The 25260-nt window shown below is 74.4% G+C and carries 23 protein-coding genes; 15 read left to right on the forward strand and 8 right to left on the reverse strand.

The features are described 5' to 3' along the window. Positions 1-57 precede the first annotated feature (57 nt). The 8 genes from ACFY0X_RS25040 to paaE all read left to right on the forward strand — a co-directional run bounded on the left by ACFY0X_RS25040 (position 58) and on the right by paaE (position 9149). A complete protein-coding gene (locus ACFY0X_RS25040) occupies positions 58-1500 on the forward strand; it encodes a histidine kinase (RefSeq protein WP_387757685.1) in 1443 nt (480 codons plus the stop codon). Beyond that, the gene (locus ACFY0X_RS25045) at positions 1497-2156 is read left to right on the forward strand and encodes a response regulator (RefSeq protein WP_387757687.1); all 660 of its coding nucleotides are present in this window, start codon (positions 1497-1499) and stop codon (positions 2154-2156) included. The genes ACFY0X_RS25040 and ACFY0X_RS25045 overlap by 4 nt, the downstream gene beginning before the upstream one ends. Before the next feature lie 1075 nt (positions 2157-3231). Further along, positions 3232-4656 carry a M20 family metallopeptidase gene (locus ACFY0X_RS25050; protein WP_387757688.1) on the forward strand — a complete coding sequence of 475 codons (1425 nt, stop codon included), beginning with the start codon at positions 3232-3234 and terminating at the stop codon, positions 4654-4656. A 282-nt stretch (positions 4657-4938) separates the two neighbouring features. After that, the gene (gene paaA / locus ACFY0X_RS25055; RefSeq protein ID WP_387757689.1) at positions 4939-6069 is read left to right on the forward strand and encodes a 1,2-phenylacetyl-CoA epoxidase subunit PaaA; all 1131 of its coding nucleotides are present in this window, start codon (positions 4939-4941) and stop codon (positions 6067-6069) included. Beyond that, positions 6066-6383 (forward strand): 1,2-phenylacetyl-CoA epoxidase subunit PaaB, encoded by a 318-nt coding sequence (gene paaB / locus ACFY0X_RS25060; protein WP_387757691.1) that lies wholly within the window; start codon positions 6066-6068, stop codon positions 6381-6383. Before paaA ends, paaB begins: the two co-directional genes overlap by 4 nt. A gap of 13 nt (positions 6384-6396) precedes the next feature. After that, a complete protein-coding gene (gene paaC / locus ACFY0X_RS25065; protein WP_387757693.1) occupies positions 6397-7323 on the forward strand; it encodes a 1,2-phenylacetyl-CoA epoxidase subunit PaaC in 927 nt (308 codons plus the stop codon). A 107-nt stretch (positions 7324-7430) separates the two neighbouring features. Then, positions 7431-7949 (forward strand): 1,2-phenylacetyl-CoA epoxidase subunit PaaD, encoded by a 519-nt coding sequence (paaD, locus tag ACFY0X_RS25070; protein WP_387757782.1) that lies wholly within the window; start codon positions 7431-7433, stop codon positions 7947-7949. Continuing rightward, complete coding sequence (gene paaE / locus ACFY0X_RS25075; protein ID WP_387757695.1) at positions 7950-9149, forward strand: 1,2-phenylacetyl-CoA epoxidase subunit PaaE; 1200 nt, start codon at positions 7950-7952, stop codon at positions 9147-9149. Positions 9150-9152: 3 nt separating this feature from the next. On the opposite strand, the gene ACFY0X_RS25080 is transcribed toward paaE, so the two are convergent. After that, the gene (locus ACFY0X_RS25080) at positions 9153-10337 is read right to left on the reverse strand and encodes an NAD(P)-binding domain-containing protein (RefSeq protein WP_387757696.1); all 1185 of its coding nucleotides are present in this window, start codon (positions 10335-10337) and stop codon (positions 9153-9155) included. 146 nt (positions 10338-10483) lie between these two features. Next, the gene (locus tag ACFY0X_RS25085; protein ID WP_387757697.1) at positions 10484-10855 is read right to left on the reverse strand and encodes a YbjQ family protein; all 372 of its coding nucleotides are present in this window, start codon (positions 10853-10855) and stop codon (positions 10484-10486) included. 125 nt (positions 10856-10980) lie between these two features. Here ACFY0X_RS25085 and ACFY0X_RS25090 point away from each other — a divergent pair, with 125 nt between their 5' ends. Together ACFY0X_RS25090 and ACFY0X_RS25095 are read left to right on the forward strand one after the other, a co-directional pair. After that, complete coding sequence (locus tag ACFY0X_RS25090; protein WP_387757698.1) at positions 10981-11910, forward strand: hypothetical protein; 930 nt, start codon at positions 10981-10983, stop codon at positions 11908-11910. Between the two features lie 101 nt (positions 11911-12011). Continuing rightward, entirely contained in the window at positions 12012-12761 is a 750-nt protein-coding gene (locus tag ACFY0X_RS25095) for a peptidyl-tRNA hydrolase (protein WP_387757699.1), read from the forward strand. A gap of 128 nt (positions 12762-12889) precedes the next feature. On the opposite strand, the gene ACFY0X_RS25100 is transcribed toward ACFY0X_RS25095, so the two are convergent. The 3 genes from ACFY0X_RS25100 to ACFY0X_RS25110 all read right to left on the reverse strand — a co-directional run bounded on the left by ACFY0X_RS25100 (position 12890) and on the right by ACFY0X_RS25110 (position 15443). Continuing rightward, positions 12890-13633: a hypothetical protein gene (locus tag ACFY0X_RS25100; RefSeq protein WP_387757701.1), complete on the reverse strand. Its 744-nt coding sequence runs from the start codon at positions 13631-13633 to the stop codon at positions 12890-12892. 89 nt (positions 13634-13722) lie between these two features. Beyond that, on the reverse strand, positions 13723-14529 hold the full coding sequence (locus ACFY0X_RS25105; protein ID WP_387757703.1) for a hypothetical protein: 807 nt from the start codon (positions 14527-14529) through the stop codon (positions 13723-13725). Continuing rightward, on the reverse strand, positions 14526-15443 hold the full coding sequence (locus ACFY0X_RS25110) for an ABC transporter ATP-binding protein (protein ID WP_387757704.1): 918 nt from the start codon (positions 15441-15443) through the stop codon (positions 14526-14528). Before ACFY0X_RS25110 ends, ACFY0X_RS25105 begins: the two co-directional genes overlap by 4 nt. A gap of 200 nt (positions 15444-15643) precedes the next feature. Here ACFY0X_RS25110 and ACFY0X_RS25115 point away from each other — a divergent pair, with 200 nt between their 5' ends. Together ACFY0X_RS25115 and ACFY0X_RS25120 are read left to right on the forward strand one after the other, a co-directional pair. Continuing rightward, complete coding sequence (locus ACFY0X_RS25115; protein WP_387757705.1) at positions 15644-17059, forward strand: histidine kinase; 1416 nt, start codon at positions 15644-15646, stop codon at positions 17057-17059. A gap of 44 nt (positions 17060-17103) precedes the next feature. Beyond that, a complete protein-coding gene (locus ACFY0X_RS25120; protein ID WP_387757707.1) occupies positions 17104-17763 on the forward strand; it encodes a response regulator in 660 nt (219 codons plus the stop codon). A gap of 132 nt (positions 17764-17895) precedes the next feature. Here ACFY0X_RS25120 and ACFY0X_RS25125 read toward each other — a convergent pair whose 3' ends face one another. From ACFY0X_RS25125 to modA, 3 genes are all read right to left on the reverse strand, one after another. Continuing rightward, entirely contained in the window at positions 17896-18972 is a 1077-nt protein-coding gene (locus ACFY0X_RS25125; RefSeq protein WP_387757708.1) for an ABC transporter ATP-binding protein, read from the reverse strand. Positions 18973-19129: 157 nt separating this feature from the next. Next, complete coding sequence (locus tag ACFY0X_RS25130) at positions 19130-19939, reverse strand: ABC transporter permease (RefSeq protein WP_387757784.1); 810 nt, start codon at positions 19937-19939, stop codon at positions 19130-19132. A gap of 122 nt (positions 19940-20061) precedes the next feature. Beyond that, entirely contained in the window at positions 20062-20904 is an 843-nt protein-coding gene (modA, locus tag ACFY0X_RS25135) for a molybdate ABC transporter substrate-binding protein (RefSeq protein WP_387757710.1), read from the reverse strand. Between the two features lie 334 nt (positions 20905-21238). On the opposite strand from modA, the gene ACFY0X_RS25140 reads away from it, so the two are divergent. The 3 genes from ACFY0X_RS25140 to ACFY0X_RS25150 all read left to right on the forward strand — a co-directional run bounded on the left by ACFY0X_RS25140 (position 21239) and on the right by ACFY0X_RS25150 (position 25119). Then, positions 21239-22306: an RNA ligase (ATP) gene (locus tag ACFY0X_RS25140; RefSeq protein WP_387757712.1), complete on the forward strand. Its 1068-nt coding sequence runs from the start codon at positions 21239-21241 to the stop codon at positions 22304-22306. 120 nt (positions 22307-22426) lie between these two features. Next, positions 22427-23830: a cytochrome P450 gene (locus tag ACFY0X_RS25145; protein ID WP_387757714.1), complete on the forward strand. Its 1404-nt coding sequence runs from the start codon at positions 22427-22429 to the stop codon at positions 23828-23830. 425 nt (positions 23831-24255) lie between these two features. Beyond that, positions 24256-25119, forward strand: coding sequence for an MHYT domain-containing protein (locus ACFY0X_RS25150; RefSeq protein WP_387757716.1), 864 nt, complete (start codon positions 24256-24258; stop codon positions 25117-25119). Positions 25120-25260: the final 141 nt, after the last annotated feature.

Genomic DNA, 25260 nt, shown 5'->3' on the forward strand with positions numbered 1-25260 from the left:
CGGACGGCGGCCGTGCGGAAGGCTCTCGGAGTGGGGAGAGGGGAAAGGAGGAGCGCCATGCGCAGGAGTGTGCTGGGCTGGTACGGGCCGGGCCACCGGGCCGGTACGGACACGTTGTTGCTGATCGGCCTGCTCGCCCTGGCCGTCGAGGAGGCGCTGGTCCAGTGGACGCGGTCCGACGGGCCGCTGCGCCTGCCGCGTACGGTGGTGGCCGCGCTCGCCGCGCTCTCGCTCCTCTTCGCCCGCCGCTACCCGGTGGCCGCGGCCGTGCTGCCGGTGTTCACCGGTGGGCTGTTCAACCGGGCCTTCCCCGGCCTGTTCAGCGTCTTCCACCTCGCCTCCCTCGGCCGGACGGGCGCCGCGACGGCGGGCGGCGCGGTCATCGCCGTGACCAGCGCGACGGCCGCGGATTCGCTGGTCGGCTGGTTCGGCGGCGCCGGGTCCCAACTCCTCGTCCAGGCCGCCGTCCTGGCCGTCGGTCTGTGGCTGCACGGCAGACGGGTGCTGATCCGCACCCTGCACGAGCAGGTGGACGCGCTGCGTCGCGAGCGTGAGCTGCGCGCCGAACAGGCCCGGGCCGCCGAACGCGCCCGGATCGCCAGGGAGATGCACGACGTGCTGGCCCACCGGCTCAGCCTCCTGGTGCTGCACGCCGGGGTGTTGCGCGACCAGGCCGGCGCCGGCACCGTCGCCGCCGACCTCGACCGGCTCACCCACCGCCTCGAACTGCTGCGCACCACCGCCGCCCGTTCACTCGACGACCTGCGCGACGTCCTGGGCGCGCTGCGGGCCGACCCGCCGGCCCCGCCTGCCCCGGGGAGCGAGCCGTCCGCGCCCGCCGAGGCCGGGCGGGTCCCGGCACCAGCCCTGCGCGACCTCACCGAACTCGTCGGCGAGGCGACCCAGGCCGGGCAACAGGTCGAACTCGCCCTCTCCGGAGACCCGGAGACCGTCCCGACCACCCACCGGCTGGCCGTGCACCGGCTGGTCCAGGAGGCGCTGACCAACGCCCGCAGGTACGCGTACGCCGCGCCCGTCACCGTCCGGGTCGGCTACGGGGCGCCGGCGACGACGGTCGAGGTCCGCAACGGTCCTGGCGGGGTGCCGCCGGACGGGACGGGCACCGGCAGCGGGTACGGGCTGGTGGGGCTGGCCGAACGGGTCGGAGCCCTCGGCGGCCACCTCGCCGCCGGTCCGGACGGCAGCGGAGGCTTCCGGCTCTCCGCCCGGTTGCCCGCGCCGGACCGCCCGCCGCCGGGGGTGCCCGACCGGGCTCCAGCCCGTGGCGACGGTCCGGCGCCCCAGCCGGGGCGGGCGTCGCCGCGGCCGGGGCACGGGATACGACGGGCACGGCAGTCGCCGGAAGGGGTGCAAGGGGTGCGAGGGGTGCGACAGCCAGAGCCAGCAACGCAACCGACGCAAGCGAAGGAGCCGAAGCAGCTGAAGGAACCGAAGGAACCGGAGCAGCAACCGGGAACGCAGCCGAAGGGCGCCGCATGATCCGAACCATGGTGGTCGACGACGACGCGCTGGTGCGCCTCGGCCTGGTCGACCTCCTGACCCAGGACCCGGCGCTCACCGTGGTCGCAGAGGCCGCCGACGGGCTGCAGGCCGTCGAACTCGCCGGCAATCGGCGGATCGACGTCGCACTGATGGACATCCGCATGCCCCGGCTCGACGGGATCGCCGCCACCCGGCAGTTGCGCGAACTCCCGGACGGGCCGCGGGTCATCGCCCTCACCACCTTCGACCTGGACGAGTACGTGTACCAGGCGCTCGCGGCGGGGGCGGACGGCTTCCTGCTGAAGGACACCCCGCCCGCGGAGATCGCCCGTGCCGTCCATGTCGTCGCGGGCGGCCAGGGAATGCTGCACCCGGCGGCCGCACGGCGGCTGATCGACCGCTACCACCGGGTCGGGGCGCCCCGGTCCGTGGCCGCCCGTAGCCGGGTCGCCGGGCTCACCCCGCGGGAGACCGACGTACTGCGCGAACTCGCCGACGGGCTCTCCAATGCGGAGATCGCGGGCGTGCTCGGGATGCGCGAGAGCACCGTCAAGGCGCACGTCAGCCGGATCCTGACCGGGCTCGGAGTCGGCAACCGGGTCCAGGCGGCGCTCCTCGCCCGCGACGCAGGGCTGGTGGGCGACGGGGGCTGAGGGCGGACGGTCGGGAGCGGCTGCGCGCTCGGGGCCGGGCACCAGGGTTCCGGTCGGTCGGTCGTGTACGTGCGTGCCCGTACGTGCACGTTCGTGTCTGAGGTGCTCCACCGCCGTGCCCGGGCGATCGCCCGCCGGTCCCCGATATCGCCATGTCGCGCGCCCCGGACGGCAGCCGAGGCACGTCGGCGCTCGGCGGGGCACACCGGGGCACGGCATCGGCCGGTGTTCACGCGGGTGTTCCCCGGATGTTCCCGCGGAGTCAGGGCGAGCGACGAGGCGGGCTTCCCTGAGCCGTCGCGTGCTCCCGGTTCGTACCGCGGGCTGAGCCGCTGTCACCCATCCGGCGTGGAAATGCCGTGCCTTGGCCGTTTGCGCTGCCGATCTCGGGCGGCGGGTCCATGGTGGAGATGGGCGCGATCGGCGACCGCGCCCGCGCGCCGATCCAGGCCCGCGCGCCGAGCGCCCGCGCCGATCGCGGCCGGGCGGCCTCCGAAGCGGGGCCCGGTACCGGCACGCTGGGAGCAGGGCCACCTCGCAGGAAACCGAACGGTTCTTCTAGGCTCACATCTCGGCTTCCCTGCGGCGGTCCGGCCACTGCGCCCGTCACCAGGAAGCCGCCGTCCACGGGGCTCCGGGCGGACCGGGGCCACCGGATCGAGCGAGGAGGACGCACCATGCCAAGCACGCCGCCCAACCGTTCCACCGTACTTGGGCCAGACGGGCCGATCCGGTGGGCCGCCCATCAATCCGGCCGACCGGTGCGGTCAGGCCGGGCCTGGTACGCGGGTGGGAGCGGTCGGCCGGTACGGCCGCTGAATACCGGCGGCGGCCGCGGAGGCGAGCGTTGAGTCCCCGGACCATGGGGTCGCCCGCCGTGCCGGGCGCCGCCGCGCAACCCGATCCGACCTCGGCCACCGACCCGGCCGCCGCCGACGGCGAGCCCCTCCCCGCGGCGGCCGCGGCCACCGCGACGGCTGACGTCGGCGGCGCGGCAACTGCCGCTCACGCTGCGGCCACTATGATTCCGGCCGTCTCGGTTCAGGCCACCGCCGCGAAGGCCGCCGTGGCCCAGGTGGCCGCAGCCAAATCCACGGCCGCCAAGTCCGCCCTCGTGAAGTCCTCCGCCACCAGACCCGTCGTCGCCAAGAGCGCGGTGCCGAAGAACGCGGACCCCCAGACCTCAGCCGCGCCGGCCGCTGTCGCGAAGGCCGTGACAGGGTCAGCCGCGACCGCGACGGCGACCGCGACCGCCACCGCGACCGCGACCGCCACCGTCGCCGCCGCCGCGGCCACCGCCTCCGGGACCGTTGCCGCCGTCACCGCGGCGCTGCCCGGCCTGCCGCAGGCGCTCAGCACCCGTGCCCGCACCCTCGCCGGCGCCGTCCGGCGCCGCTGCGTCGATCTGGCGCGGATCGAGTCACCGAGTGGGGACGCCCCCAGACTCGACGCCCTCGCCGAGGAGTTGGCCGCGGGCTTCCGTGCCACCGGTGCGACCGCCCGGCGTGAACCCGGGCCGGCCGGGGACCACCTCGTACTGGAGTGGGAGGGACGGGACGAGTCCCTGCCGCACCTGCTGATCGTCGGCCACCACGACACCGTCTGGCCGGTCGGCACCCTCGCGGACTGGCCGGTGACCGAGCAGGACGGTCGGCTCACCGGCCCCGGTGTGGTCGACATGAAGGGTGGACTCGCCATCCTGGAGGGTGCGTTGGGGCTCCTCGCGGACCTGGGCGAGCGCCCGCACCGGACCGTCCGCCTGGTCGTGGTCTCCGACGAGGAGGTGGGCAGCCCGGACGGGCGGCGCCTGGTCGAGCGCCAGCTACGCGGCGCCGCCGCGGTCCTCGGACTCGAACCCCCGCACCCGGACGGTCGTTTGAAGACTGCCCGGCGCGGCAGCACCCGGGTGCGGCTCACCGTGACCGGCCGGGAGGCGCACGCGGGCAACGACGCCCGGGACGGGGTGTCCGCGGTCGACGAGCTGGTGGACCAGCTCGTGCTGGTGCGTGGCCTCGCCGGGCAGCCCGGTACCGAGCTCAACGCCGGTCGGATCAGCGGTGGTTCGCGCGCCAACGTGGTCGCCGGGCGGGCCGAGGCCGAGTTGGGCCTGCGGTTCGCCACCGTCGAGGCGCAGCGCCGCACGCTGGACGACCTCGCCCGGCTCACCGCGCTGCGACCGGGGGCCCGGGTCCGTACGGAGGTGCTGTCCAGCCGTCCGGCCTGGCCCGAGCGGACCGGGAACCCGCTGCTGCGGCACGTGCGCTCGCTCGCCGCCGTGCTCGGGCAGCAGCTGGACGGTGCCCCGGCGGGCGGGGCGGGGGACACCAACCTGCCGGGCTCGCGCGGGCTCCCGACCCTGGACGGCTTCGGCGCGGTGGGCGCCGGAGCCCACGCCCGGCACGAGCACATCCGGCTCGACCAGATCGCCCCCCGGCTCACGCTGCTGGCGGCGCTGCTCGCCGTGCCCCTGCCGCGACTGCGGGACCGCGCGGAGGGATGAGCCGATGGGGAGCTGCTGACGGCAGACGACCGACGGCTGACGGTAGACCTCAAGCAGCGGTCAGCTGACCGGCATCAGCGAACCCCGAACCCCGAACCCCGAGCTTCGAACCCCGAACCCCGAACCCCGAACCCCGAGCTTCGAACCCCGAACCCCGAGCTTCGAACCCCGAACAACTAACACCGAACAGAGAGCAGCCGACGGATGACAGCTGACAGATTCTGAAATCTGTCGGCTGTTATCTGTTCCGCACCTTGCCATCCCTCCGCCCCGCCGCGCAGAATGGTACCGACCGAACGGTCAGTCGGTTGGTCGGCCGGTGCTCCGGCAACCCGACCGGGCAGGACACGAGAGGGGACCGTGGTGACAGCAGAGGTGGCCGAGGCGGTCCCCGCGCAGACGCCGGAGGACCGGTTCGAGGCGGTCGTCGCCGCCGAGCAGCGGATCGAGCCCAGGGACTGGATGCCCGACGCCTACCGGGCCACCTTGATCCGCCAGATCGCCCAGCACGCCCACTCCGAGATCATCGGCATGCAGCCCGAGGGCAACTGGCTGACGCGGGCGCCGTCCCTGCGCCGCAAGGCCATCCTGCTCGCCAAGGCCCAGGACGAGGCCGGCCACGGCCTCTACCTCTACGCCGCCGCCGAGACCCTCGGCGTCGACCGTGCCGAGCTCACCGAGAAACTGATCTCCGGCCGCCAGAAGTACTCCTCGATCTTCAACTACCCGACCCTCACCTTCGCCGACGTCGGCGTGATCGGCTGGCTGGTGGACGGCGCCGCGATCTGCAACCAGGTCCCGCTCTGCCGCTGCAGCTACGGGCCGTACGCCCGCGCGATGGTGCGGATCTGCAAGGAGGAGTCCTTCCACCAGCGCCAGGGCTACGAGCTCCTGATGACGCTGATGCGCGGCACCGAGGGCCAGCGCCGGATGGTGCAGGACGCGGTGGACCGCTGGTGGTGGCCGTCGCTGATGATGTTCGGCCCCTCGGACGCCGACTCGCCGAACTCCGCCCGCTCGATGGCCTGGCGGATCAAGCGGCACAGCAACGACGAGCTGCGCCGGCGCTTCGTCGACATGACCGTCCCGCAGGCCGAGCACCTGGGCGTGACCCTCCCGGACCCCGAGCTGCGCTGGAACGAGGAGCGCGGCGGCTGGGACTTCGGCGAGCCGGACTGGTCCGAGCTGACCAGGGTCATCCACGGCCAGGGCCCCTGCAACACCCAGCGGATCGACCGCCGCCGCACCGCGCACGAGGAGGGTGCCTGGGTCCGCGAGGCGGCCGTCGCCTACGCGGCCAAGCGCGCCGCCGGAGCCGCCCAGCCCGTCGACGCCGCCGAACCTGCCGAACCCACCGAAGCCGTCGAACCGACCGAAGCCGTCGGACCCACCGAACAGGAGAACGGAAAGTGACCGACCCCCAGGTTGGCTCCCCGGCCGGGTCCAAGGCCGGCTGGCCGCTGTACGAGGTGTTCGTGCGCCCCCGGCGCGGGCTGAACCACGTCCACGTCGGCTCGCTGCACGCCTCCGACGACCGGATGGCCCTGCTCGCCGCCCGCGACCTCTACACCCGCCGCAACGAGGGCGTCAGCCTCTGGGTGGTCCGTTCGGACGCGATCACCGCCTCCACGCCGGACGAGCGGGACCCGTTCTTCGAGCCCAGCGGCGACAAGGTCTACCGCCACCCGACCTTCTACGACATCCCCGAGGATGTCCCGCACATCTGACGGGGGAGCCACCGTGCACGACCACACCACCTCCACCACCGGCACCGGCGCGGGCGCCGACCAGGACGACCACGTCTACCTCAGCCTCGTCGACGCCGCCCCCGGCCCCGAGGGCGAGGGCCGCTGGGCGTACGGGACGGGCTTCGCCGACCCGCTGCTCGGCGTGGACACCGCGCTGCCCGCCGGACTGGACGGTGCCGACCTCGCCGCCTACTGCCAGATGCTGGGCGACGACGCCCTGATCCTCGCGCAGCGGCTGATCGAGTGGTGCACCCGGGCGCCCGAGCTGGAGGAGGAGGTCGCGCTCGCCAACCTGGGCCTCGACCTGCTCGGCCAGGCCCGGCTGCTGCTCACCCGGGCCGGCCAGGCGGACGGCACCGGCCGCACCGAGGACGACCTGGCGTACTGGCGGGAGGAGCACGAGTTCCGCAACGTACGCCTGGTGGAGACGCCGAACGGCGACTTCGCATACTCGATCGCCCGGCTGCTGCTGTTCGCCACCGCGCGCGGCGCCCTGTACGAGGCGCTGAGCGCGCACCCCGATCCGGTGCTGGCCGCGGTCGCCGCCCGGGGGGTCAAGGAGCTGGCGTACCACCGGGAGTACGCCACCGCCTGGACGCTGCGCCTCGGCGACGGCACGCCGTACTCCGCCGAGCGGATGCAGGCCGGGTTGGACGCCGTCTGGCCGCTGTTGGAGGAGCTGTTCACGGCGCACCCGGTGGAGCTGCGGGCGGGCGTCGACCCGGCAACCCTGCGCGAACCGGTGCTGGGCTCGATCGCCGCGGTCCTGGCCGAGGCCGGACTGACCGTGCCGGACGTACCGCCGCTGGCCACCGTCCTCGGCCGGGGCGGCCGGGACGGCGTGCACACCGAGGCGCTCGGTCCGCTGCTCGCCGAACTCCAGGTGGTGGCCCGCGCCCACCCGGGGGCGACATGGTGACGGACGACGTGGCGAGGAGACCGGCGCCCGCGACGGGTACGGCGGGTACAGCGAGTGCCGCGGGTACGGCCGCCCCCGCGGCACCGGAGGGCCCGACGACCCGCGACCTGGCCTGGGCGGTCGCCGCGGCCGTCCCGGACCCGGAGCTGCCCATGCTCACCCTGGCCGACCTGGGCGTCCTGGCCGAGGTCGAGGTGGACGGCGGCAGCGGCACCGTGACCGCCTGGCTGACCCCGACCTATTCGGGCTGCCCCGCCGTGGCCGAGATGGCCGCCGACGTGGACTGCCGGCTGCGTGCGGCCGGGTACCCGGACGTCCGGGTGCGGCTGCGGCTGGACCCGCCGTGGTCCACCGACCTGATCACCGCCGAGGGCCGCCGCAAGCTCGCCGAGGCGGGCATCGCCCCGCCGCGCCCGACCGCCGCCCTGGCCGTGGCCGCCGCGGCCGGACCGGTGGCGCTCACCCTCGGCCCGACCCGCACCGGAACCGCCGAGAGCCGGGTGCCCTGCCCGCTCTGCGGCGGTACGGAGACGGAGGAGCTGTCCCGCTTCGGCTCCACCGCCTGCAAGGCGCTCTGGCGCTGCCGCGCCTGCCGGGAGCCCTTCGAACGCGTCAAGGAGATCTGAATGTCCGCCGCCGTCTCGCCCGCCGCCGACACCCAGGCGTCCGACGCCCAGGCGCCTGCTGTCCCGGCGCCCGACGCCCAGTCTCCCGGCACCCCGGCTCCCGGCATCCGCCCCGCCCGCCGTCCGACCTTCCACCGGTTGCGGATCGACCGGGTGGAGCGGCTCTGCGAGGACGCCGTGGCGGTGACCTTCGCGGTGCCGGACGGGCTGGCGCAGGAGTACGCCTTCCGGCCGGGGCAGACCCTGACCCTGCGCAAGCTGGTCGACGGCGCCGACGAGCGCCGCTCGTACTCGATCTGCGCCCCGGTGGGCGGGCCGCTGCGGATCGCCGTCCGGGAGGTGCCCGGCGGGCTGTTCTCGCGCTGGCTGGTGCGCGAGGCGAAGCCGGGCGAGGAGGTGGAGGTGCTGACGCCGTCCGGCCTGTTCACCCCCGAACTCGGCGTCGCGGCCGACCACGTGCTGCTCGCGGCCGGCTCCGGCGTCACCCCGATGCTGTCGATCGCCGCCTCCGTGCTGGCCGCCGACCGCCGCTCCACCGTCACCCTGCTCTACGGCAACCGGCGCAGCGACACCGTGATGTTCGCGGACGAGCTGGCCGACCTGAAGGACCGCTACCTCGGCCGCTTCCAGCTGGTCCACGTGCTCTCCCGGGAGACCAGGGACGCCGAGCTGCTCAGCGGCCGGCTGGACCCGGAGCGGGTACGGGCCCTGCTGGCCGCGCTGGTGGACGTCGGGAGCGTCGGGCACTGGTGGCTGTGCGGCCCGTTCGGCATGGTCGTCGGGGTGAAGGACCTGCTCGCCGAGCTGGACGTGCCGGGCGAGCGGGTGCACCAGGAGCTCTTCCACGCCGAGGACGAGCCGCTCCCGGAGCGCGACGAGGACTGGGACCGCGGCGACGCCTCGACCGACGGTGCGTCGGGCCCGCAGAGCGAGGTCACCGTCGTCCTCGACGGCCGCGGCAGCACGCTCTGCCTCCCGCGCGACCGCTCGATCCTGGACGGCGCCCAGCGCTCCCGCCCCGACCTGCCGTTCGCCTGCAAGGGCGGGGTGTGCGGCACCTGCCGCGCGCTGGTCACCGAGGGCGAGGTGGAGATGCGCCGCAACTTCGCGCTGGAGGAGAAGGAGCTGGCCGCCGGCTACGTCCTCACCTGCCAGGCCCGCCCGGTCACCGAGCGGGTGACCGTCGACTACGACCGCTGAGCCTCAGACCACGGCGGGCTCCACGACCGGCGCCCCGGGTGCCGGGCTCCCGGGAGTCGGACTCCCGGGAGCCTGGAGCCCGAGTGTCGATCGCTGCGGCACCGGCTTTCCGAGCGTCGAACCTCCGGCCGCCGGATTCCCGAGCAGCTCGACCAGGTCGTTGACCGCCGCGCGGCCGGCCCGGTTGGCGCCGACCGTGCTGGCGGACGGGCCGTAGCCGACCAGGTGGACGCGGGGATCGGCGGTGGCTCGGGTGCCGGTGAGCGCGATGCCGCCGCCGGGGGAGCGCAGCCCGAGCGGGGCGAGGTGCCCGACCTCGGGCCGGAATCCGGTCGCCCAGACGATCGCGTCCACCGCCAGTTCCTCGTCGCCCCAGGCGACCCCGTGCTCGGTGAGGCGGTCGAACATCGGCCGGCGGTGCAGCGCGCCCAGCTCCTCGGCGCGCCGGTAGGCGACGGACGGGCCGAGCCCGGTCACGCTCACCACGCTGCGCACCGGCAGGCCCTGCCGGACCCGCTCCTCGACCTTGGCGACCACCGCGCGCCCGTACTCGGGGGTGAACGGTCCGTCGTGGTAGACGGGTTCGGAGCGGGTGACCCAGACCGTCTCGCCGACCGCGGCCACCTCGGACAGCACCTGGATCGCCGAGGCGCCGCCGCCCACCACCAGCACGCGCCTGCCCGCGAACTCCTCGGGGCCGCGGTACTCCGCGTAGTGCAGCTGCCGGCCCGCGAAGCGGCCCGGGTAGTGCGGGAGGAAGGGGCGGGTCCAGGTGCCGGTGGCGTTGATCAGCGCGCGGGTGGACCAGGTGCCGCGATCGGTCTCGACCAGCAGCCGGGAGTCGGGGCTCGCGGACTCGGCGCGTACGGCGCGCACCGTGACCGGGCGTACGACCGGGAGCGCGTGCCGGGCCTCGTACGCCGCGAAGTACCCCGGCACCACCTCGCGCGCGGGGGCCTCGGGGTCCGGCGGCGGGAGTTCGGCGTCCGGGAGGTCGTGGAAGCCGTGCACGGTGGCCATCCGCAGGGACGGCGAGCGGTGCGCCCAGGCGCCGCCGGGACCGGCGTCGGCGTCGAGCACGACGAAGCCGCCGTCGGCGCCCGCCCGGTAGGGGGCGAAGCCGCGGCGGCGCAGGTGGTAGGCGGCGGACAGGCCTGCCTGCCCGCCGCCTACCACCAGCACGTCCACGCGTCGCTGAACGCTGTTCGTTGCACCGTAAACAGTCACGCCCGTGAAACATCGCCGGAGCGGTGGCTGTTCCCGGCCCCGTCAGCGGGGGCGCGAACGGACACCCGGGAGTGGACCCACCGAACGGGGACGCACGGATGAGAACGTCAGGAGACCGGGGAGATGACCGCGGCGGTGCCGTAGGCGCAGACCTCCGTGCCGACGTCGGCCGCCTCCGTGACGTCGAAGCGCATCATCAGGACGGCGTTGCCGCCGCGCGCCTTGGTCTGCTCGATCAGCCGCTGCATCGCCTCGTTGCGGCTCTCGACCAGGGTCTTCGTCAGACCGCGCAGCTCGCCGCCGATCAGCGACTTCAGACCGGCACCGATCTGGCTGCCGATGTGGCGGCTGCGCACGGTCAGCCCGAAGACCTCGCCGATCACGTGGTCGACCCGGAAGCCGGGGATGTCGTTGGTGGTCACGACCAGGACGTCGGCGTTCGGGCCCTGCCCGCCGCCGTACTCGTTGATGTCAGCCATGGGACTCATCCTGCCAAGTTCCTGCGTCCGAGTGACCCAGGCAGGGCCGGACGGTGGCCGAGAAGGCGTCCGGAAGCTGGTCCCGACCGGTGATGGGGGGACCGAAAGGCCGTACCGTTAGCCCCATGGGCGAGCGAAGCGATCATCCACAGGGGCCGGGCGCGGCGGAGGACTCCGGCGCGCAGGAGATCGAGGCGACGGTGGTGCTGGGCCTGCGGATCACCGACTGGCCGGCCCTGCGCGCGGCCGCGATCAGGGCCGTCGAGGAACTGGAGTTCGAGGGCATCGACCCGGCCGGCCAGCGCCGCGAACTGCTGCGCGAGGTCGCCGAGGACGCCAACGCGGCGCTCGGCGCGCTGCTCCATCCGGACCGGCTGGTGGCCGCCATCCCCGGGGTCGAGGCGGTCGGCGGAACGCTGGAGATCAGCGTCACCGAGGACTTCACACCCGACTTCGCCGACCTGTTCCCGCTGGAGGGCGACGAGGAGGACGGCGGCGCGGGCGCGGACTGGACGCTCACCCCGCGCACCGCCTGCCTGCTCCACGCCCAGCTGATCGGCCTGGCCGACGCCGCGTACGACGACCTCGACGAGCACGGGGACGAGCCCGTCGCCGACGGCGAGGACGTGGACTGGACGGTCTTCGCCCGGCTTCCCGAGCGCACCTGGCGGATGCACCGGGGCTGGCGCCGTGCGATGGCCCGGGCCTTCGACGACCTCGCCGACGACCTCGCGCTCGGCGAGTGGCCGCTGCCGCGCTGCCTGGCGGAGGAGCTTGCCCTCCGGATGGCGCTGGTGGACGCCCGGTCGCTGCTCGGCGCGCAGCCCGAGTCGGTGGCGGACATGATGGGCGACCTCCCCGCCGACCTGTACGACTACGACTGGGACGGTTGCCACGACGAGCTGTTCGGGGTCTACGGGCCGGACGACGGCGACGCGGAGCTGGGGGCGGAGCAGCGCACGGAGGCGCTGCTGGCGGCCACCCACCCGGAGGGCTGGTTCCTGATGTACGAGGACGCGGAGGAACGGGACCCGCAGCGCGGGTTCCGGCGCTGAGGGGCGGGCCGAACCGGGCGGGACGGGGCTGGCATCCTGGACGGGTGACTTCTCCTACCGATTCCGACGCGCCGACTTCCGCTTCTCCGGCCCCGGCCTCCGTGACTCCTGCGCCTGCGGCCGACCCTGCCGACGCCGCCGGTCCCGCAGTCGCCGCCGACCCGGTCGACGCCGCAGGGCGCGAGGACCGTGACGAGCGGCCGCAGTACGTACTGCCGCTGGTCGTCCGGCTGGAGCGGGCCACTCCGCCGGGCCGGACGGACGCGCTGGAGACCTCGGCGCGGGCGGTGCTCACGCTGCTGGCCGACCCGCGGGTGACCGGGGCGGACGGCGAGTGGACGGAGCGGGTCGCCGCCTGGGAGGACGCCCGGATCCGCAAGGTGGTCCGGCGGGCCCGGGGCGGGGAGTGGCGTCGGGCGGGCGAGCTGCCGGGCATCACGGTGCACGGGCGGGAGGCCGAGGTGCGGGTGTTCCCGCCGGTCCCGCTGGACGGCTGGCCCAAGGAGCTCGCCAAGCTCCAGGTGTCCGGGACGGACCTGGAGGAGACGGCGGAGGTCGGGGCACCCGAGCCGGGGCTGCCGGTGCTGTGGCTCAACCCCGAACTGGAGATGAGTGCGGGCAAGACGATGGCGCAGACCGGGCACGCCGCCCAGCTCGCGTGGTGGCGGCTGGACGAGGCGCAGCGCAAGGAGTGGGCCGAGGCCGGCTTCGCGCTCGCGGTCCGGACGGCCTCGCCGGACGCGTGGGAGGAGCTCGTCCGCAGCGGGCTGCCGGTGGTCCAGGACGCGGGCTTCACCGAGATCGCGCCGGGCAGCTGCACGGTGATCGCGGAGCACCCGGCGCTGCGGTGACGGGGTGGCGGCCGGCAGCGAACGGATGACAGCTGACGGCCGACAGCGAACAGATGACAGCGAACAGATGACAGACTTCGAAATCTGTCATCTGTTCGCTGTCATCTGTGGCTGTTCCTCGCCGCCCCTCAGCTCTGCTCGTACCGCCGCATCGCCCGTAGGCCGCCGTAGACCGCCAGGGCGGTCCAGAGCGCCATGATCAGCAGCCCGGTCCAGTGGCCGTAGTGGATGCCCGCCTCCGGTTGGGTGCGCGTCGCGTACAGGCCGGCCCGGTCGGGCAGGAACTGGCCGAGTTCGCGGACGCCGGGGATGGCGGCCAGCCAGGTGGTGCCCAGGAACACCATCGGCGTCAGCAGGCCGAGCGCGGCGCTGAAGTTGCCCAGCGCGGCGGTCAGTCCGAGGCAGAGCAGCACCATCATCGGGTGGTACAGCACGCCGGCCAGGAAGCTGCGGGTCAGGCCCGGAGTGGAGAGGTCCAGGCCGACGGTGGCGCCGACGGCCAGGAAGGAGCCCGCCGTCGAGGCCAGCCCGAGCAGCAGGCCCAGCCCGGCGCCGAGTCCGAGCTTGGCACCGTACAGCCGGCCGCGTCGGGGGACGGCGGTGAGCGAGGTGCCGATCATGCGGGTGTTGAACTCCTGCCCGATCAGCAGGATGCCGAGGCAGGCGACCGCGACGTGCCCGAAGAGCAGCCCGTAGAAGATCCCGCCGGCCGGGTCCTCGCCGACCGTGTGGTCCTTCGCCCCGTAGGCGGCGTTGACGGCCGCCGTGACGCCGACGGTCAGCACCAGGGCGACCAGTGGGGCCGCCCACTGCGAGGGCAGGGTGGTGAACTTGACCCGTTCTGCGCGCAGCGCGTCGGCCATCGTGCTCATCGTCGCTCCCCTCTCCCATCTCCCGTGTCCCGTCTCCAGCGGCGCGCTTCCCGGCCTTCTCTTCCGCCCGAACTCCCATCCCCCCGGGCTCACTTGGCGCGCCGCATCGCCCGTAGGCCGCCGTACGCCGCCAGGGCGGTCCAGAGCGCCATGATCAGCAGCCCGGTCCAGTGGCCGTAGACGACCTGCGGGTCGTCGGCGTACCGCAGGGCGTACCGGCCGGCCCGGTCGGGCAGGAACTGGACCACCCGGCGCACTCCGGGCGCGCTGCCGAGCAGCGGTGAGACCAGGAACAGGGACGGGATCAGCAGGCCCATGGCGGCGGTGAGGTTTCCCAACAGGGCGGTCGTGCCGAGGCAGAACACCACCAGCATCGTCTGGTAGAGCACCCCGGCGACGGCGGCGCGGACGAAGGCATCCCCGTCCCAGTCGGCCGGGACGGTGGCCGCGTACCCGGCGAAGGCGCCCGCCGTGGCGACGGCGCCGACCGCCAGTCCGACCAGCGTTCCGAGCGCCAACTTGGCACCGTACAGCCGGCCGCGTCGCGGGACGGCGGTGAGCGACACACCGATCATGCGGGTGTTGAACTCCTGGCCGATCAGCAGGATGCCGAAGCAGATCAGTGCGGCCTGACCGAAGTTGAGGCCGTAGAAGACGCCGACACCGGGGTCGTCGGTGAGGCTGTCGTCCTTGCCGCCGAGGGCCGCGCCGACGGCAGTGGTGACGCCGGCGGTGAGCACCGGAGCGAGCAGGGGCGTGATCCAGAGCGAGCGGAGGGTCGTGAGCTTGATCCGCTCGGCGCGCAGGGCGTTGACGGCAGGTGCCCCGGCGGAGGTCACGGCAGGAGTCGCGGACGGAGTTGCGGCCGGCGTTGCGGCGAGGGTCGGCGCGCTCATGCGGTGGCCTCCGCGCGGTACTCGACGCTGTCGGCGGTCATCCGCATGAACGCGTCCTCCAGGTTGTCCTGTCGTACGGCGATCTCGTACAGCACCACGCCGTGGGCGGCGGCGAGCGCGGCGATCCGCTCGGGTTCGGCGCCGCTCACCTCCCAGGCTCCGCCGTCGACCTCGGTGGCGTCGAAGCCGTGACCGGGGTCGTGGAGCAGGGCGGCGAGCTTGGTGGGGTCGACGGCGCGGACCCTGATCCGGGTCCGGCCGTGGCGGTCGATGAACTCGGCGGTGGCGGCGTCGGCGAGCAGCCGGCCGCGCCCGATCACCACCAAGTGGTCTGCGGTGAGCGCCATTTCGGTCATCAGGTGGGAGGAGACCAGTACCGACCGGCCCTCGGCGGCCAGGTCGCGCAGCAGGGTGCGGATCCAGCGGATGCCTTCCGGGTCCAGGCCGTTCACGGGCTCGTCCAGCAGCAGGACCGGCGGGTCGCCGAGCAGCGCGGCGGCCACGCCGAGGCGCTGGCGCATGCCGAGCGAGAAGCCCCGGATCCGCCGTCCGGCGGCCTCCGCCAGGCCGACCTGGCCGAGCACCTCGTCGACCCGCCGGGCCGGCAGTCCGTTGCTCGCGGCGAGCCAGCGCAGGTGGCCGTGCGCGGTCCGGCCGCCGTGCAGCGCCTGGGCGTCCAGCAGCGCGCCGACCGTCCGCAGCGGGTCGCGGAGTTCGACGTAGGGGCGCCCGGCGACCAGGGCCCGCCCGGCGGTCGGCCGGTCGAGGCCGAGGACCAGGCGCATGGTGGTGCTCTTGCCGGCGCCGTTCGGGCCGAGGAAGCCGGTCACCACGCCGGGCCGGACCTCGAAGGTCAGGTCGTCGACGACACGTCGGCCGTCGTACTCCTTGGTGAGGCCCTGGATCTCGATCACGGCCCGCTCCCTTGTCTCGTCGTCCTGGCGGTCCCCGCCGGAACCTGCTGTGGTCGGCCCCGGGCGGTGGCCCCATTCGACCGGAACGGGCCGGTGCGGCGGATCCCGCCGTGGCGGGGAGCCGCCTCCCTCCCGGGAGGGAGGCCGCAGGCGACCGGAGCGGGAGCCGGTGACCGGGGCCGACCTGGCAGGATGAGCCAATGTCCAAGATCGCAGCGTCCAAGTTCGTAGCGCTGAAGAGCGCGGTGTCCGCAACCGTGCTGCCAGGACGCGTGGCGCCGGGGCGTGCGGCGCTGGGACGCGTGGCGCCGGGGCACGCGGTGCCCAGGCTCGTCGCACCCCTGGTGGCCGGTGCCACGTACGCGCGACTGCTGCACCTGCTGGTCGGGTGGGTCTTCGCGGGCATCGTCCTGATGGTCTATCCGGGAACGGAGGACAAGCCGCTCGACGAGATCGTGATGAAGAGCATCGCGTTGGACGCCGTGCTGTTGGCCCTGTCCGCGCTCGTTCCGGCTGCCCGGCGGGCCGAAGGCGTGCAGGCCCGGCTGCTGCTGGTGCCCGACCGTGAGGAGGACATCGCCACCGAGCCCTCCCGCACCCGGGCCGACCGGTGGCGCACGGCCGGCTGGCTGATCGGCCGGGTCGCGCTCGGTTCGGTGGTCGGCTTCGCGCTGATCCTCGTCCTCGCCACCTGCTACGAGCGGCTGACCGGTCCGCGGGCGCTGTGGTACCTCCCGCTCGCCCCGGTGGTGGCGATCGCCTTCGGCTGGTTCCTGGTTCACGCGGGCCGTCTCCAACTCGCCATGGCAGTAAGGCTGCTGGGCCCATCACCGGCGGAGCGGCTGGCCGAGGCGGAGCTGCGGGCCGAACGGCTGCTGGAGCGCAACCGGTTGGCCAGGGAGTTGCACGACTCGATCGGCCACGCCCTGACGGTGACGGTCCTGCAGGCGGGGGCGGCACGCGAGGTCGGAGATCCGGTCTTCGCCGCCAAAGCGCTCGAAGTGATCGAGGAGACCGGCCGCCGGGCAATGGAGGACCTCGAACGCACCCTGGTGCTGCTGCGTGAGACCCCGGCCGGAGCGGACGGCGTGGCCACCGAACAGCCCGGGATCGAGCAGCTGCCCGCGCTGTTCGACACCGCCCGGGCGGCCGGCAGTCCGGTGGAGGCGCGGATCGAGGTGCCGGCCGGCACCCTGCCCGGGGTGCTCTCCCGCGAGTCGTACCGGATCGTCCAGGAGGGCGTCACCAACGCGCTCAAGTACGCGCCCGGCGAACCGCTCGACGTCCGGATCGCCGTACGGGACGGCCGGTTGGAGCTGCGCTGTGCCAACCGGCTGCCCGGCACCGGGCGTTCACCGGCCGATTCGGCGCGGCACCCGGCGGGTACGGCGGGCCGGGGCGCAACACGCAAGGGAGGCAAGGGACTGCGCGGCATCCGCGAGCGCGCCACCCTGCTCGGCGGGGAGTCGACGGCAGGGCGGGTGACGGGATCGGCGGTGGGGCCGGCGATGGGGTCGGCGATGGGGTCGGCCATGGGGCCGACTCCGGGGTCGACGGGGGAAGGGAGCGGGGAGTGGGTGCTGAGCGTCCGGTTGCCCCTACGCTTGGGCTCGTGACGAACGATCTTGGGGCGCGAGGTCCGGCCGGGGGGACCGCCGGGATGACCGACATCCTGCTCGCCGACGACGAGGAGCTGGTCCGGGCCGGCCTGCGGGCGGTCCTGGAGGCGCAGGGGGACCTGCGGGTGGTCGGCGAGGCGGCCGACGGCGCCGAAGCGGTCTCCCTGGCCCGCGCGCTGCGACCGCACGTGGTGCTGATGGACGTCCGGATGCCCGTCCTGGACGGCCTGGCGGCCACCCGCGAACTGCTGCGCCCCGGTGCCCCGGGAGAGCGCCCGCCGCGGATCCTGGTCGTGACCACCTTCGAGAACGACGACTACGTCTACCAGGCGCTGCGTGCGGGGGCCGACGGCTTCCTGCTCAAGCGCACCCGCCCGGCCGAGATCGCCCAGGCGGTACGGCTGGTGGCGGCGGGCGAGTCACTGCTGTTCCCGGCCGCGATCCGCCGCCTCGCGGCCGGGCACGGCAACCCGGCCGCCCGGGCGGCCATGGAGCGGGCGGCGCTGACCGAGCGCGAGGCGGAGGTGCTGCGGCTGGTCGCGCGCGGCCTCAGCAACGGGGAGATCGCCGAGCAGCTGTTCCTCGGCGTGCAGACGGTGAAGACGCACGTCAGCAGCGTGCTGGCGAAGCTGGGGGCACGGGACCGCACCCAGGCGGTGATCGCGGCGTACGAGTCGGGGTTCGTCGAACCGTCGGAGTGATCCCGCCGGGAATCACGTCGGAATGCCGTCGGAAGCCGTCGGAACCGCGCAGCGACCCTGCCGGAACCCGGAGACCCCGCCGGAACGGTCCCGTCGGGGTGGATCCGCGGAGGTGACGCCGTCGGCGGCCCGTCAGGCCGGATAGGCGTGGGTCTGGGTGGCCTTGACCGAGGCCCACACCGCGACGCCGGGCGCCAACTCCAGCTCCGCGACGGCGGCGGGGGTGAGGTCGGCGGCCATCGGCAGGTCGCCGGCCAGCTCGGCGCGGACCTGGTCGCCGTGCAGGTCCAGCCCGGTGACCTCGGCCCTCCACAGGTTGCGCGCGCTGGTCCGCGGGCGCTCCCGGTAGAGCGTCACGGCGGACGGCGGGAAGGCGACGAAGGCCGGACCGTCCAGCTCCTCGGTGGTGGCCAGGACGGTGCCGTCGGGGAGCGTGACCCGGGTGCCGTCGGCCCGGCCCTGGTACAGGTTCAACCCGACCAGCCGGGCGATGTAGTCGGTGCGCGGACGCCGGGCGACCTCCGCGGGGCTACCGGACTGCACCTCCTGCCCCTCCTCGATCACCACCAGCCGGTCGGCCAGCACCATGGCGTCCAGCGGGTCGTGCGTCACCAGCACCGCAACCGCCTCGAACTCGGCCAGGTGGCGCCGCAGTTGGGCCCGTACGTCGAGCCGGGTGCGGGCGTCCAGGGCGGCCAGCGGCTCGTCCAGCAGGAGCAGCCGGGGGCGTACGGCGAGCGCGCGGGCGAGCGCCACCCGCTGGGCCTGGCCGCCGGAGAGCCGGCCGGGGCGGGCCGAGGCGTGGTCGGCCAGGCCCATCCGCTCCAGCCAGCCGGCCGCCTCCGCCCGCGCCTCGCGCTTGGGACGGCCCTGACAGCGCGGGCCGAAGGCGACGTTGTCGAGCGCGCTGAGGTGCGGGAACAACAGGTAGTCCTGGAACACCACACCGACCGGCCGCTCCTCGGCCGGGGTGTGCACGCGATGCCCCGGGTCCTCCAGGAGGCGGCCGTCCAGGCGCAGGTGGCCGCCGGTGAGCGGGAGCAGCCCGGCGAGGGCGCGCAGGGCGGTGGACTTGCCGGCGCCGTTGGGGCCGAGCAGCGCCACCACCTCGCCGGGGGCGGCGGTGAGGGAGAGGTCGAGGGCGAAGGCGGGGCGCTCGACCCGCAGGCGGGCGTCCAGCGCGGGGCCGGGGAGACGGTCGGTGCTCATCGGGGCGACGTCCAGGTGTCCAGGTTTCCCGTGCATCCGGTGCATCCGGGGGGTCCAGCGTGCTCGGCGCATCTGGTGTGTCCAGCGTGCTCGGCGCGTCGGGTGCGTCCGACGTGTCCGGTGCGGCCGGTGAACGGGGGAGCGGGTGCGGGCGGGGTCACGGCGTCGACAGCCAGCGGTCGCGCAGGCCGACCAGGACGGCCACGGAGACCACCAGCAGTACCAGCGACAGGGCGATCGCCGCCTGGGGGTCCGACTCCATGGCCAGGTAGACGGCCAGCGGCATGGTCTGGGTGCGGCCCGGGAAGTTGCCGGCGAAGGTGATCGTCGCGCCGAACTCGCCGAGCGCCCGGGCCCAGGCCAGGACGGCCCCGGCGGCGATCCCCGGGGCGATCAGCGGCAGGGTGACCCGCCGGAACGCGGTCAGCCGGGAGGCTCCCAGGGTCGCGGCGGCCTCCTCGTAGCGGGGGTCGGCGGCCCGCAGCGCGCCCTCGACGCTGATCACCAGGAACGGCATCGCCACGAACGCCTCGGCGATCACGACCCCCGTGGTGGTGAACGGCAGCGTGATGCCGAAGGCCGAGTCCAGCCAGGAGCCGACGATGCCGCGCCGCCCCAGCACCAGCAGCAGCGCCACACCGCCGACCACCGGTGGCAGCACCAGCGGCAGGGTGACCAGCGCCCGGATCACCCGTCGGCCCGGCAGCTCGGTGCGGGCGAGCAGCCAGGCCAGCGGGACGCCGAGGACCAGCGACACCGCGGTGGCGGCGGTCGCGCTGATCAACGACAGGCGCAGCGCCTCCCAGACGGCGGTGCTGGTGAGCTGCTCGGACAGACCGCTCCAGGGCGCCCGGATCAGCAGACCGACCAGCGGCAGGATCAGGAAGACGAGCCCGAGCAGCGCCGGGAGCAGCAGGGTGACGGGGACGCGGTGCGGGCGGCGGCTTCGTGGGCGGCGGCGCGGCAGGGCCGGCGCCCGCCCTGCCTGGGCGGGTCCTGCCGGCGCCGCTCCCGCCGGGCCGTCGGCGGTGGTGCGGGCCTGGTGGTCCCGGTCCGAGTGGTTCGCCCCGGAGCCGGTGGTGCGGTCGTTCACGGCGTCTGGAAGCCCGCCGCGGTCAGCACCTGCCTGGCCTCGGGCGACTGGACGTACGCGACGAACGCGGCGGCGCCGCCCTTGTTCGGCGCCTTGGCGAGCGCGGCGATCGGGTAGTCGTTCACGGCCTTCTCGGCCTCGGGGAAGTCCACGCCGTCGATCTTCGCAGCATCGGCGTGCACGTCGGTCCGGTACACCAGCGAGGCGTCGACCTCGCCGAGTTCGACCTTGGTGAGCGCGCCCTTGACGTCCTGCTCCAGGGTGACCGGCGTGAGGCTGACGCCGGCGGCCTTGAGCGCGCTCTGGGCGGCGGCGCCGCACGGCACCTCCTTCGCGCACAGGGCGACCTTCACGCCGGAGGCGGTGAGGTCCTTGAGGCCCGCGATGTGCTTGGGGTTGCCCTTGGGCACGGCGATGGTGAGCGTGTTCCGGACGAAGGTCGCCGGCTGTCCGGCGGCACCGCCCGCGTCCGTCACGGTCTTCATGGTGACGGGGCTGGCGGCGGCGAACACGTCGGCCGGGGCGCCGGAGTTGATGCTGGTGGCGAGGCTGGAGCTGCCGCCGAAGTTGAAGGTGACCTTGGTGCCCGGGTTGGCGGCCTCGAACTTCCCGCCGAGGTCGGTGAAGGTCTCCTTGAGCGACGCGGCGGCGAAGACGGTGACGGTGCCGGAGGCCTTGGGGGCACCGCTGCCGGCACCGCCCGGGGAGGAGTTCGAGGAGGCCGAGGAGCCGGAGGACGTGCCGCCGTCGCTGCCGCAGGCGGTGGCGCCGAGGCCGAGAACGAGGGCCGCGGCGACGGCGACGGCGAGCCTGCGGCTGGTGGGCGTACGAGTGCTCATCGGTGCTTCCCCTCCAGGGCGCGCGCCGGATGGGGCGCGAGGGACCGGCCGCAGCTGCGGCCATGACGGCGATCATAGTGCCGCACATGCGAGCGATGAAGCCCATGTGGGTTCGCACAGGCGGGGGCGGTGCGAACCCCTCGGCGGCTGTGGGATGGCGCGAGCGGGCCCGTGGAGAGCGAGGCGGGAAGGAACGGGCGACGGTGGTGGTGAGGGGCGCGCGGAAATTGCGTCGCGCCGTCGGTGGTCGAACGGCGAGAGTGGTCGCCGTCCGTACACGCGGCCGGGTCGGCCGAGCCACCGCCGCGGCCGAACCAAGGGGAGGAGTCCGTCCATGTCCACGCTGCGCGTCACCGCCGAGAAGCTGATCATCCTGGAGCACCCGAACGCCGATGCCCTGGAGCTCGCCCAGGTCGGCCTCTACCGGGCGGTGGTCGCCAAGGGCGTGTACCGGACCGGCGACCACGCCGTCTACATTCCCGAACAGTCAGTCCTCCCCGATGGGTTGATAGAGGAGCTGGGGCTGACCGGCAAGCTGGCGGGTGCCGGGGCGAACCGGGTGAAGGCGGTACGGCTGCGCGGCGAACTGTCCCAGGGCATCGTCTGCAAGCCTGCGGCGCTCGCCGGCACCGACCTGGCCGCCGCGGCCGAGCAGGGTGAGGACTTCGCCGAGCTGCTCGGGGTCGTCAAGTGGCAGCCGCCGGTGCCGACCTCGATGAGCGGCGACGTGGTCAGCGCGCCGGACCTGCTGCCCTGGGTGGACATCGAGAACCTCAAGCGCTACCCCGACGCCTTCGAGCCGGGCGAGCCGGTGGTGCTGACCGAGAAGCTGCACGGCAGTTGCTGCCTGGTCACGTACGTCGCCGCCACCGGTGAGGTGCGGGTGTCGTCCAAGGGCATCGGCGCGCAGGGGCTGGCGCTGGCCGAGGACCCGCGCAACCTGTACTGGCGGGCGGTGCGCGCGTACGACATCCCGGCGGTGGCGGCCCGGCTGGCGGAGCGCCTCGGGGCCGAGCGGGTCGGCATCTTCGGCGAGGTCTTCGGCGAGGGCGTGCAGGACCTGGGCTACGGTGCCTCGGCGCGCACCGAGCGGCCCGGCTACGCGGCCTTCGACGTGTCGGCGCTGGTGGACGGACAGCTGAACTGGCTGTCGGCGGCCGAACTGCTGGACGGTCAACTGCCGTTGGTGCCCGAGCTGTGGCGCGGACCGTTCGACCCGGAGACCGTGCTGGGGTTCGCCCGGGGCAAGGAGACCGTATCCGGGCGTGAACTGCACCTTCGCGAGGGCGTGGTGGTGCGGCCGGTGGCCGAGCGGTGGAGCCCGGTGCTCGGCGGGCGGGCGATCGCCAAGGTGGTCGGTGACGCTTACCTGACCCGCAAGGGGGGCACCGAATACGAGTGAGGCGGGTCCGGATCCGGCCGGGCAAGGTCGGCCCGTCGGCGGGTCCGGGCGCGGCTCCTTTCGGTGCTGACTGCCCGTCGGTGGGACCGGCGGGCACATCCCTGTGCAGAAGGAGTGCCGATGACCACCGACGTCATCCCCGTTCCCGTTCCCGGCCCCGTGCCCGCCCCCACCTCCGCGATACCCGTCCCGGCCGGGAACCCCCTCGTCGGATCGCTGTTCGACCTCACCCGCCGTCCGCTGCGCAGCTACCTCGCGGCCCGCCGCGACCACGGCGACGTGGTGCGCTTCCAGGCCGGGCCGCCCGGGCTGCGGGCCGACTTCTACGGAGTGTTCTCGCCCGACGGCGTCCGCCAGGTGCTGGCCGGCGAGGCGGCCAACTTCCGCAAGGAGAACTCCTTCTACGACGAGCTCCGGACCAGCGTCGGCAACGGGCTGCTGACCAGCCAGGACGCCGTCTACCAGCGCCAACGCCGGATGGTCCAGCCGCTGTTCACCCGGCGCCGGGTGGACGGCTACGCGGACGCGCTCGCGCAGGAGGCGCAGTCGCTCGCCGAGCGCTGGCGGGCGGTGCCCGGCGGGGTGGTGGACGCGGCGGAGGAGACGTCCCGGTTCGCGCTGCGGGCGGTCGCGCGCATCCTGTTCGGCGCCGACGTGGAGCAGGCGGTGGCGGTGGTGCACCACAGCTTCCCGGTGCTCGGCGAGTACGTGAAGGAACGCGGCTACGCGCCGGTCCGCCTCCCGCGCACCTGGCCGACCCCGTCCAACCGGCGCGGCGCGCGGGCCCAGCGGGCGCTGTACGGGGTCTGCGACCGGATCATCGCCGAACGGGCCGCGCGCGGCGGCGACGAGGACGCGGACGACCTGCTCACCCTGCTCGGACGGGCCCGCGACGACGACGGCGAGCGGCTGGACCCGGCCGAACTCCGCGACCAGGTCCTGGTGTTCCTGCTCGCCGGGCACGAGACCACGGCCACCGCGCTGGCCTTCGCACTGCACCTGCTGGCGCTCCACCCGGAGCAGCGACGGCTCGCCCGGGAGGAGGCGCGGACCGTCCTGGCCGGGCGGGCGCCGACGGCGGCGGACCTGGACGCGCTGCCGTACATCACCCGGGTGCTGAAGGAGGCGATGCGGCTCTACCCGTCGGCGGCGCTGGGCGGGCGGCGGGCGGTCGCGGAGACCGTGATCGACGGGTACGTGATCCCGGCGGGGGCGCAGGTCGTCGTCGCGCCGCTGGTCACCCACCGGCACCCGGACCACTGGGTGGACCCGGAGCGCTTCGACCCGGACCGCTTCCTGCCCGAGGCGGAGCGGGCCCGGCACCGTTACGCCTGGTTCCCGTTCGGCGGCGGGCCGCGGGCCTGCATCGGGCAGCACTTCTCGATGCTGGAGGCGGTGCTGGCGCTGGGGGTGCTGCTGCGGGACTTCGACGTGGAGGCGGTGGACCGGAGGGTGGCGCTCGCCCAGGGAATCACGCTGCGGGCGGCGAGCCCGATGCGGATCCGGGTGACGGCGGGGGACTGACGGTCGGCCGGGGGGCGGACGACGGTCGGCAGGGTGACATCGGCAGGGTGACAGCTGACAGAGTTCAGCGGACAGATGACAGATTTCAAACTCTGTCACCTGTCCGTTGTTTTTTGTCGGCTGTCGGCTGTCAGTTGTCCCTTCCCGGGGTGGCCGTCACCGGTCCGGCCGGTGAGCCGACTGGTCCGCGGGGCGCACTGCCCGCTGGGCACACGACCGGGCCATTCGAACACACCGCCCTCGCTCCGCGGGCAGCTTTTCAGATCTTTGTCTGACCGATTCCGGCCCCTCGGTAGCGTCCCACGCACCCCAGACCGGAAGCGCACATGCGAGTGGCATATGCCATTCGTATGCAGTCCGCCCGGCCCGGGGAGCCCGGGCGCACCGTGTACCGCCCCGGGCCCGACCGGTCGACCGGAGGTCCCATGGGCGCCCTCAACCATCTCAGCCTCGGCTGGCTGACTCCCGTCCTCTCGTACCTGATGGCCTGCGCCGGCGCCGCCCTCGGGCTGCGCTGCACACTGCGCGGCCTGGCCGCGAGCGGCCCGGCCCGCCGGAACTGGCTGATCACGGCCGCCGCCGCGATCGGCTCCGGCATCTGGACCATGCACTTCGTCGCCATGTTCGGCTTCACCGTCGACGGCACCGAGCTGCGCGACAACGTCCCGCTGACCGTCCTCAGCCTGGTGGTCGCGGTGCTGGTCACCGGCCTCGGCCTGACCGTGGTCTGCTACGGCCGACACCGCGGCCTCGCCCTGCTGTCCGGCGGCGTCACCACCGGCCTCGGCGTCGCCGCGATGCACTACCTGGGCATGGCCGCCCTCCGGATGCACGGCGGCCTGCACTACGACGCCGGGACGGTCGCACTGTCCGTGCTGGTCGCGGTCGGCGCCGCCACCGCCGCGCTCTGGGCCGCCGTCACCATCCGCAACGTGTACGCGGCGGCGGCCGCCGCGATGGCCATGGGTCTGGCCGTCAGCTGCATGCACTACATCGGCATGGCCGCCGTCCACGTCCGGCTGGAGCCGACCCGGACCGGGCTCGGCGGGGTCAGCCCGATGGAGTTCGTCTTTCCGCTCGCCGTCGGCCTCGGCTCGTTCCTCTTCCTCGCCTCCGCCTTCGTGGCGCTCTCGCCGACCGCCCAGGAGCGGGCCGGCTACCGGCAGTTGGGCGGGCTGGGCGCCGAGGAGCCACCCGCCGCGGCCCAACACCCCGAGCCTGCCTGGCGCGAGCCCGCCCGGGCCGAGGCCGGGCAGCGCGACACCGGGCGGCACGACCGCGCCGCCTGAGCCGCGCCGCCTGAGCCGCGCCGCCTGAGCCGCGCCGCCTCCACGCCGTCCGCCCCGCGCCGTCCGCGCCGCCTCAGCCAGCGCCGCCTCCGCCTGCTGTCCCGCCGTCCTACCCTCCCGCTCTCCCCGCCCGAAAGGCCG

It is taken from the genome of Kitasatospora sp. NPDC001547 (assembly GCF_042894165.1).
Classification (GTDB): domain Bacteria; phylum Actinomycetota; class Actinomycetes; order Streptomycetales; family Streptomycetaceae; genus Kitasatospora.